This is a genomic window from Vibrio sp. Y58_MX_L22 (assembly GCF_024181865.1).
Taxonomy (GTDB): Bacteria; Pseudomonadota; Gammaproteobacteria; order Enterobacterales; family Vibrionaceae; genus Vibrio; species Vibrio alginolyticus.
The window spans coordinates 1-9,245 of sequence record NZ_JAMZAN010000024.1 but is presented as its reverse complement, the minus strand read 5'-3'; the positions used below and the strand labels follow the sequence as shown (position 1 = coordinate 9,245).

Below are 9,245 nucleotides of genomic sequence, written 5' to 3'. Positions count from 1 at the left end.
ATCAACTACAGTGAGTTTAAAAGCGAGGGAGTAATCGCGCTGAGTTCTTTTAGTTGTTGATTTCATAACACTCTCCAATTTTGGGGGTGGAAAGTGTCAACCTTATTTAGGACGGCACACATTTTTAATAAAAAGCTGGGCAAATGCTCAGCTTTTTTTTATCACAGGATAATCGCACCAAAACAAAAGCAGTAAAATAAACCATAATAGACCCAAAAAATACCAAAATAAAAGAACAAAAAACCACAAGTTAACACTATTGATTATTATGTTAGTTTTTTAGGGTAATTTTGTCCTACTATTCCACTTCATGCTTATTATTTATATACTACTTGCCTGCTGAGAGCTCATAAATCCAATCATACCTGCTCCAGCCTTGATGGGACTCCCCATCTCTCTAGGTGATAAACGGCTTTAAGGTGACAGGACCAACATTGTTGGTGCTACTTATACATTAAAAAACTCAAGTGCCAGTAAGAGCGCAGCTGAAAGTATAAGTAGCTTGTTTACAAGTTTATTGACCATTTGGATTGAAGACATGTCATTACCACACGTAATCTTAACTGTTCTTAGCACTCGCGACGCAACCGGTTACGATATCACTAAAGAATTCTCTGCTAGCATCGGTTACTTCTGGAAAGCAAGCCACCAACAGGTGTACCGTGAACTCAACAAAATGGCTGAGAAAGAACTGGTTACTTGCGTATTAGAACCCCAAGAAGGCAAACCAGACCGCAAGGTTTACTCCATTACAGACGCTGGTCGCAGCGCTTTAGGAGAGTGGTTTGATCAACCAACTGCACACCCAACAGTTCGTGATGAGTTTTCAGCGAAATTGATGGCATGTGCCGTTCAACCTGCAGCTCCATTCCGTGACCAACTCGCCGAGCTAGTTGAAGAGTCTCGCAAACTGGTTTCTCACTACAAAGAAATTGAAGCGGCTTACTACGCAACGCCGTCAACTTTAGATAAACAAGCTCGCCTAGAACGTCTAACGCTTCGCCGTAACCTTCTGTTACGTGAAACTTGGATCACTTGGGCAGAAGAAGTTCTAACTGAACTTGAAGTGATTGGTTAAACTCCTTTTGCTTTGATAAAACGAAAAAGGCTTGCCACTTGGCAAGCCTTTTATCCTTTTGAAACCAGATTTACGCACCGACTACTGCGCGAGGACGAACACCCAACGTATGGCATAACGCGTAAGTCATCTCTGCACGGTTTAGTGTGTAGAAGTGAAAGTCCTTAACCCCTTCACGACTCAGTACACGCACCATATCAATAGCTTGGCTAGCTCCTACAAGCTGGCGAGTCACCGGATCATCATCCAAACCATCGAATTGTTTGCTCATCCATCCTGGTACTTTCACGTTGTTCTGTGCCGCAAAGCGAGAAGCTTGCTTAAAGTTCGATACAGGCAAAATTCCTGGCACAATTTCTACGTCAATTCCTGCTGCGACACAACGGTCACGGAATCGCAGGTAAGACTCAACGTCAAAAAAGAACTGAGTAATAGCACGGTTTGCACCTGCATCTACCTTACGTTTTAGGTTCAATAAGTCAGACTGAGCGCTTTTAGCTTCAGGGTGAACCTCAGGGAATGCAGCAACGGAGATATCGAAATCGTGGCGTGATTTCAGCAGCTCAACCAAATCCGAGGCATACATATCAGGCGCACCGCCACCTGGAGGAATATCACCACGCAGAGCGACGATATTTTCAATACCATTGTTCCAATAATCATCGGCAATATTAATCAACTCTTCACGAGTCGCATCAATACAAGTGAGATGGGGAGCGGCAACCAATCCGGTTGTGGCTTTAATTTCTTTAATGATGGAGTGTGTTCTGTCACGCTCGCCGGAGTTCGCACCGTAAGTCACAGAAACAAATTTAGGTTGAAGCGTTTTAAGACGGTGTACTGAATTCCAAAGTGTTTCTTCCATCTTAGCGCTGCTTGGCGGAAAAAACTCAAACGATACATTGATGTTATCTGATAACTCAGCAATATTCTGGTTCAAGGCGTCGATATGGCCTGCGTGCGTATATCCCATCTTACTCTCCCTGCGGCACTCCGCCACGAAAACAAATCCTTAAAATCGACGTTTAGACGTCTATATGTCTACAGAATGTATTGAATACGATTTAATGTCAACCTTGTAATTATGAATTTTTCTCAAGTTAATAATGAAGATAGTTCAAGTTTCTACTTGAGCATCATCTCGCCATTTTGCACGGGTTATGACTTCAGTATGGCACTGATAGGGGAATAAAAAACCCTGGATTAATTCCAGGGTTTTTAGGTCAATCGCAACTTTAAAATAAACCAGCCAATCGGTTGAGGTCGGATTGAATAGCGCCGGCTGTCACTTCTCTGCCTGCGCCTGGTCCTCGAATGACCAGAGGGTTATCTTTGTACCACTTGCTCTCTATGGCAAAAATGTTATCGCATGGCAATAAGTTGGCGAGCGCGTGCTCACGAGATAACGCTTCGACTCCCACCGTTGCTTTACCATTTTTTTCTAAACGCGCCACATAGCGAAGCACTTGATCGTTTCTCTGTGCTTTTGTCAGACGCTCTTGAAGTATTTCACTCAACAATGCTCCATTATCGAAGAAATCATCTAAGCTCAGTTCTCTTAATTCTTCTGGCACCAAAGACTCAACTTTAACGCTGTCTGGTTCTATATCTAGGCCCGATTCTCGAGCCAAGATGACTAACTTACGCATTACATCGGAGCCATCTAAATCAGAACGAGGGTCAGGTTCGGTTAACCCTTGCTGCCAAGCAAGATCGACTAAATCATTAAATGGCACAGAACCATCAAACTGTTGGAACAGCCATGATAACGTCCCCGAGAAAATCCCCGATAGAGCGACGATTTCATCCCCACTTTCACGAAGATCTCGCACGGTATGGTTTATCGGTAACCCAGCACCAACCGTTGCGTTGTATAGCCAATGACGACCAATTTTAGCGAATGCATCTTGAACCTGATGGTAGTACTGACTATCTGCGGAACCGGCCACTTTGTTAGCGGAAATCAAATGAATGCCTTGCTGTGCGATTTCTACGTAGCGCTGAGCTAACTCTTTACTCGCGGTAACATCAAGCACGACGGCTTCATCATAGCTTTTAAGTGCTCCCAAACGTGCCAGCCAATCCCCATTGTTTTCTATGCTTTCATCATCAAATCGTTCAGCAACACTCGCCGCCTCAATACCTTGCTCATCGAACCAATAGGTTTGGCTATCCACAACCGCGACAAGATCAAAGCTCATACCATGACGTTTTTCGAGCTCACTTTTTTGCGTCGCAAATAAATTTAACCAACTAGAACCAATATTACCCTTGCCACATAAAGCCACTGCCACGCGTTTTTGCGCTTGGAACAACTGGCTATGAATCGTTTGAACCAACGCCTCGGTATCAGTACGGCGCAAAACAGCGACTAGGCTCAGTCCTGAGTCTGTTTCAGAGATAAATTCTACCGGAGAGTGCTTTAGCTTCTGATAAAAGCCAAAGCAATGATTGGCGTTTTTCGTAACGCCTGCACCTACCGCAGCTAAGAGCGAGTAACCTTCTTTTAGCTTAATTTCTGCCTCTACCGCAAGCTCTTGCAAGTGTTTCAATGCACCACCGGCGATTTCTGCGGTGTAAGCCAAGCGTAGCGTGTGCTGATCGGATTGAGCTTCAAATGCCAGTGGCTCTAATTGCGCGCGCTGCAACGCTTGTAATACATCACTCTGTGTTTTTTCGAAGTCGTGCCCATGCATGAAAGACAACTGCACCAATAAAACATCATCCAGTGAAGTAATAATTTTAGCGCCACGACCAGATGCCAATACACGCTCAATACGAGTAGAACCCGACTCTGGCAGATAGCTACACTTGAGATTAAGGTCCATGGTACTTTGCGCCACAGGCTGAAGCGTACGACTGTGTAGCACTGGGGCAGCTAAGCGAGCAAGTTCACTGGCTTCATCCAATCGAAGTAACGGTAATAAACAAGCGTCAGACACCAAACGTGGATCGGCACTATAGACACCAGCAACATCACTCCAAATCGTGACAGTACTGACTTCAGCAAGCGCGCCTATGACCGTTGCAGAATAGTCAGAGCCGTTACGACCAAGTAGAATGGTTTCTCCTGCCTCGTTCTGAGCCATAAATCCAGTAATTACCACACGTTTATGGTTATGCTGCGCGAGGATCTCTTTAATTAAAGGGTATGAACGAGCGCGATCAACCTCTGGTTGAGTTCCCGCTTCTGCACGTAAAAACGCTCGTGCATCTTGTGCAACCGCAGGGATAGAACGTTGAGATAATAACGCGGCCAATAGGCGAGCAGACCATACTTCTCCGTGTCCCAGTACCGCAGATTTTTGCGCATTAGTGAGTGGTGCAGTCAGCTCCGAGAGAGTACTGAACTCATCATGTAATAAAGCTAACAGCTCTTCTTTTGCTTCACTCTCCAACAAGCTTTCTATTAGCTCAGTTTGAAACTGTCTTAAGCTTTGAAGCGCTTCATGCGCAATTCGGCCATCTTTATTTAACCCTTCCAAAAACTCAATCAAGCGGTTAGTGGTTTTTCCTGCAGCAGAGACGACCACCAGATCATTTTCTGTCGAATACTCCTTGAGAATACCCACAACGCGTAAGTAGCATTCTGGGTTTGCTAAGCTACTGCCACCAAACTTATGCAGCTGACGTTGTACAGTCATTGTTATCGTCTCCTATTACTGGGTAGCTTTAGCGAACGCTTGTTCTAAATCTGTGATGAGGTCTTGTGCATCTTCCAAACCGACAGACAAACGCAATAGTTGATGAGAGACCCCAGCCTCCGCCAGCGCCTCCTCACCCATTGCACGGTGCGTCATGGATGCCGGGTGGCAAATCAAACTTTCTACACCACCTAATGATTCAGCTAATGAAAACAGTTGGAGCTCTTTCACAAACACCTTTAACTGCTCAAACGAACCAGCAAACTCAAAACTCAACATAGAGCCAAAGCCCGTTTGCTGCTTTTTAGCGATGTCATGACCTGGATGTTCCGGCAGGCTTGGATGATAGATAGTTTTAACTAACGCTTGTTTCTGTAGGTAAGCCAGTACCTGCTGTGAGCTCTCTTCATGTACTTTCATACGAGCACCAAGCGTACGAATACCTCGCAGTGTCATGTAACTATCGAAAGGTGTGCCCGTTGCACCAATACAATTGCCCCACCATGCAAGCTCTTCTGCATGCGCTTCTGTGTTGGTGATGATTACCCCACCAATTACGTCCGAATGACCGTTGATGTACTTTGTTGTGGAGTGGATAACAAAATCCGCACCTAGCTCTAAAGGTTTTTGGTACACGGGTGTCAAAAAGGTATTGTCCACCGCAACTAACGCGCCGACTTGTTTCGCTTTTTCACAGGTAGCTGCAATATCCACTACGCGAACCAGAGGGTTTGACGGAGTTTCTAGCAAAATGAGTTTTGGTTTTTGTGCCAATGCAGCATCTAAAGCCTGTTCGTCTGATTGATCGACAAACTGAACCTTAAAATCGCCTTTGCTAGCTCGGGTATTAAAAAGACGATAGGTGCCTCCATAACAATCGTGAGGAGCAATAATGAGATCATCTGGGCCGAGAAAAGCGGAAACCCATAAATTTAATGCCGACGTACCGCAGTTAGTAACAACCGCTCCTTTTCCAGACTCAAGTTCAGATAGCGCACTTTCCAACAGTCCGCGGTTTGGATTACCAGATCGTGTGTAATCATACTTGGGCACTTCACCAAAAGCAGGAAAACCATAGTTAGTGGAAAGATAAATAGGTGGAACGACAGCATGATATTGGCTGTCTGATTCAATACCAGTGCGTACTGCAATGGTCGCAGGTTTGCGAGTGCTCATGGGTGTATCCTTTCACGGGTAATGACTTCTAAATAGGAATGCGCTATATCTAATGAGTAACATAAAGTGATCAACACGCTTCCTTTGCTGTTATGTTCACTTTACTCGTCAAAAAATGAGACGTCAACACTTCTAGACGTCTATATGTCTTTGCTTATGGCGGTAAATGCAGCTAAAATCAGCACCTAAATTATTTTTAACCGATTACATAAATGAAGGTGTGCAATGGCTGACTGGAATGGCGAATACATTAGCCCATATGCAGAGCACGGCAAAAAAAGCGAACAAGTAAAAAAAATTACCGTCTCTATCCCGCTAAAAGTTTTAAAGGTGCTAACTGATGAGCGTACTCGCCGTCAGATCAATAACTTACGCCATGCAACCAATAGCGAATTGCTATGCGAGGCATTTTTGCACGCGTACACAGGTCAGCCACTTCCGACAGATGAAGACCTTCGTAAAGACCGTCCTGATGATATTCCAACAGAAGTAAAAGCGCTGATGACGGAAATGGGCATCGAATTTGAGTCATTCGACGAAGAATAAAAAAGCCTGATAAGAGGTTTCAGGTAATAACTCTTGCCTCGAGCCAAATGAATGACATAAAAAATGGGACGCAATAGCGTCCCATTTTTGTGTATCACATCTGAAAGATATATTACTCTGCCATGTAGTTTTCAGGCATCTCGATACGAGCTACACCTGAATTAACCGCCGCCTGAGCAACCGCTTTTGCAACACGTGGTAGCAAACGTGAATCCATTGGTTTTGGAATAATATAGTCCGCACCAAACTCTAGCTTATCAACACCTGCAGCCTTCAATACGGCTTCAGGTACAGGCTCTTTTGCTAGCTCACGAATCGCCTCAACGGCTGCAAGTTTCATTTCATCATTGATTTCACTTGCACGCACATCAAGAGCACCGCGGAAAATGAATGGGAAACACAATACGTTGTTAACTTGGTTAGGATAATCACTACGGCCAGTACCCATGATCAAGTCATCACGAACTGCGTGAGCAAGTTCCGGCTTGATTTCAGGATCCGGGTTAGAACATGCGAATACGATTGGCTTATCTGCCATCAACTTCAACGCTTCCGCTGGCAATAGGTTTGGACCAGATACACCTAGGAACAGATCTGCACCTTCAATCACGTCTTCTAGTGTGCGCTTATCTGTATTGTTCGCAAATAGCTGCTTATATTCATTAAGATCATCACGACGAGTGTGAATCACACCTTTGCGATCTAGCATGTAGATTTTTTCGCGCATTGCGCCGCATTTGATCAGAAGCTCCATACACGCTACAGCGGCAGCGCCAGCGCCAAGACAAACAATTGTTGAATCTTCAAGTTTCTTACCTTGAAGTTCGATTGCATTCAGCATACCCGCTGCCGTTACAATAGCAGTACCATGTTGATCATCGTGGAATACTGGTACATCACAACGTTCAATCAGACGCTTTTCAATCTCAAAACAGTCTGGTGCTTTAATATCTTCAAGGTTGATACCGCCAAAAGTGTCTGCAATGCTCGCAACAGTATCAACAAATTCATCGATCGTGCGGTGCTTAACTTCAATATCAATAGAGTCAAGACCTGCAAAACGCTTAAACAGTAACGCTTTACCTTCCATCACTGGCTTAGATGCAAGTGGACCTAGGTTACCTAGACCTAGAATAGCGGTACCGTTAGAAATAACAGCAACCATGTTCCCTTTTGCAGTGTACTTGTACACGTTATCCGGGTTTTGTGCGATTTCACGCACTGGCTCTGCAACACCAGGGCTGTAAGCAAGGGCAAGATCACCCGCCGTTTCCGCAGGCTTTGTCAGTTCGACAGCAATCTTTCCTGGAGTTGGATAAGCATGGTAATCCAATGCTTTTTGGCGATGTTCTTCTTCTGGAGTGGCTGCTTGGTGGTTGTCTTCAGACATGGACGTTTCTCTTTTTTATTTTTAGGTAAGGGGGCATAAATTCTATCGGATAGAAATCAAACTTCATAGGCAAGATTGCGAGCAATATCCTTAAAAAGCCGATAATAAAAGAGATTAGACCAGATAACGGGGTTAAGCACCTGATTTTCGAGTCAGGTGCTCTTTCTTCTTACTATTATTGGAGTATGCAAACTCAGAAAGTATCGTTACTCTTCGTCCACGTATTGCGCTTGGAGATAATTCTCAATACCAGACATTTCAATCAAGCCAAGTTGCGTCTCTAGCCAATCAACATGTTCTTCTTCATCTTCAAGAATATCTTGGAAGAGATCTCGAGACACATAATCTCGAATGTCTTCAGCGTAGGCAATCGCATCTTTTAAATCTGGAATAGCCGCCATTTCAAGCTTTAAATCACACTCGAGCATTTCCTTGGTATCTTCACCAATCATCAACTTACCTAAATCTTGTAGGTTCGGTAGGCCTTCAAGGAACAAAATACGCTCAATTAGATGATCGGCATGCTTCATCTCATCGATAGATTCGTGATATTCCTTGTCTGCTAGGTGCTTTAAGCCCCAGTCTTTATACATTCGGGCGTGAAGAAAATATTGATTAATAGCGACGAGCTCGTTACCGAGCACTTTATTGAGATGTTGAATGATGATTGGATCGCCTTTCATGACAAAACCCTCCTCTTTGGCTTCATTTAAATGTAGAAGCAAATGAGAAGGTGTCAAAATGTAAGGCAAATAATTACTGCATACTTACAGCAATTAGCTGGCTTGTTTAAATTCCGTGTAACTAGTTTCCGCTAAAATTTCCTTGGCCTGTCTGATGCACTTACCACATTGGCTGCCCAATGCCGTGCACTTTTTGATTCCTTTAATATCTGTTACGCCTTCATCTATCGCCAACTTCCTAATTTTTTTGTCGGAGACACCATGGCAAAGACAAACGTACATACTCAAAAAACCTATAAAACTAATCTGTGACAAACAATATAAACAAGAATAGTTCTTGTTACCAGTCGCATTATGGTGTCCGCTCAGAATATTTGGTTATAACGATTTTACCGCTGCAGGAAAAGATCAAAGGGTTAAGAGGGGTGAGTAAAAGCGTTAAGAAACAAAGCCGGTAAAACTCTGTTTTTAAATCGAAAAAGTGACGTCTTTTATTTCAACACTTATAACTAAATGTAATCTAGAAATGAAAAAGGGAAGCCTAAGCTTCCCTTTTCGATGCGCTTTCTTCAAAAAGAAGAACAGTGCAAGATTTCGTTTAATTCGTTATGAATTAGTCGAAGATCTTAGCAACAACACCAGCACCTACTGTACGGCCACCTTCACGGATCGCGAAACGTAGACCTTCGTCCATTGCGATTGGTGCGATTAGCTCTACAGTCATCTGT

General features: G+C 43.9%; 8 protein-coding genes and 1 pseudogene. 2 read left to right on the top strand and 7 right to left on the bottom strand.

All coding sequences use genetic code 11. The features are described from left to right. Nucleotides 1-538: 538 nt before the first annotated feature. A complete protein-coding gene (locus NL626_RS22710) occupies nt 539-1,078 on the top strand; it encodes a PadR family transcriptional regulator (RefSeq protein ID WP_005382791.1) in 540 nt (179 codons plus the stop codon). Nucleotides 1,079-1,148: 70 nt separating this feature from the next. Here the strand turns inward: NL626_RS22710 and metF are convergent, their stop codons facing one another. From metF to NL626_RS22695, 3 genes are all read right to left on the bottom strand, one after another. Continuing rightward, on the bottom strand, nt 1,149-2,051 hold the full coding sequence (gene metF / locus NL626_RS22705; protein WP_005381345.1) for a methylenetetrahydrofolate reductase: 903 nt from the start codon (nt 2,049-2,051) through the stop codon (nt 1,149-1,151). Between the two features lie 262 nt (nt 2,052-2,313). Next, entirely contained in the window at nt 2,314-4,722 is a 2,409-nt protein-coding gene (locus NL626_RS22700; protein WP_253657762.1) for a bifunctional aspartate kinase/homoserine dehydrogenase II, read from the bottom strand. A 15-nt stretch (nt 4,723-4,737) separates the two neighbouring features. After that, nucleotides 4,738-5,898, bottom strand: a complete 1,161-nt coding sequence (locus tag NL626_RS22695; protein ID WP_017821741.1) for an O-succinylhomoserine (thiol)-lyase — start codon at nt 5,896-5,898, stop codon at nt 4,738-4,740. A gap of 225 nt (nt 5,899-6,123) precedes the next feature. Here NL626_RS22695 and metJ point away from each other — a divergent pair, with 225 nt between their 5' ends. Continuing rightward, nucleotides 6,124-6,444 (top strand): met regulon transcriptional regulator MetJ, encoded by a 321-nt coding sequence (metJ, locus tag NL626_RS22690; RefSeq protein ID WP_005381353.1) that lies wholly within the window; start codon nt 6,124-6,126, stop codon nt 6,442-6,444. A 112-nt stretch (nt 6,445-6,556) separates the two neighbouring features. Here metJ and NL626_RS22685 read toward each other — a convergent pair whose 3' ends face one another. The 4 genes and pseudogenes from NL626_RS22685 to NL626_RS22670 all read right to left on the bottom strand — a co-directional run. Beyond that, a complete protein-coding gene (locus NL626_RS22685) occupies nt 6,557-7,834 on the bottom strand; it encodes a malic enzyme-like NAD(P)-binding protein (protein WP_005381358.1) in 1,278 nt (425 codons plus the stop codon). A gap of 206 nt (nt 7,835-8,040) precedes the next feature. After that, nucleotides 8,041-8,517, bottom strand: coding sequence for a bacterioferritin (bfr, locus tag NL626_RS22680; RefSeq protein WP_005381359.1), 477 nt, complete (start codon nt 8,515-8,517; stop codon nt 8,041-8,043). A 93-nt stretch (nt 8,518-8,610) separates the two neighbouring features. Further along, the gene (locus tag NL626_RS22675; protein ID WP_005381360.1) at nt 8,611-8,799 is read right to left on the bottom strand and encodes a (2Fe-2S)-binding protein; all 189 of its coding nucleotides are present in this window, start codon (nt 8,797-8,799) and stop codon (nt 8,611-8,613) included. Nucleotides 8,800-9,130: 331 nt separating this feature from the next. Next, nucleotides 9,131-9,245 (bottom strand): annotated as a pseudogene (locus NL626_RS22670) (elongation factor Tu); the annotation flags it as partial.

Coding starts and splice junctions, on each gene's coding strand:
- NL626_RS22710 (WP_005382791.1), top strand. CDS start 539: ATGTCATTACCACACGTAATCTTAACTGTTCTTAGCACTCGCGACGCA.
- metF (WP_005381345.1), bottom strand. CDS start 2,051: ATGGGATATACGCACGCAGGCCATATCGACGCCTTGAACCAGAATATT.
- NL626_RS22700 (WP_253657762.1), bottom strand. CDS start 4,722: ATGACTGTACAACGTCAGCTGCATAAGTTTGGTGGCAGTAGCTTAGCA.
- NL626_RS22695 (WP_017821741.1), bottom strand. CDS start 5,898: ATGAGCACTCGCAAACCTGCGACCATTGCAGTACGCACTGGTATTGAA.
- metJ (WP_005381353.1), top strand. CDS start 6,124: ATGGCTGACTGGAATGGCGAATACATTAGCCCATATGCAGAGCACGGC.
- NL626_RS22685 (WP_005381358.1), bottom strand. CDS start 7,834: ATGTCTGAAGACAACCACCAAGCAGCCACTCCAGAAGAAGAACATCGC.
- bfr (WP_005381359.1), bottom strand. CDS start 8,517: ATGAAAGGCGATCCAATCATCATTCAACATCTCAATAAAGTGCTCGGT.
- NL626_RS22675 (WP_005381360.1), bottom strand. CDS start 8,799: ATGTACGTTTGTCTTTGCCATGGTGTCTCCGACAAAAAAATTAGGAAG.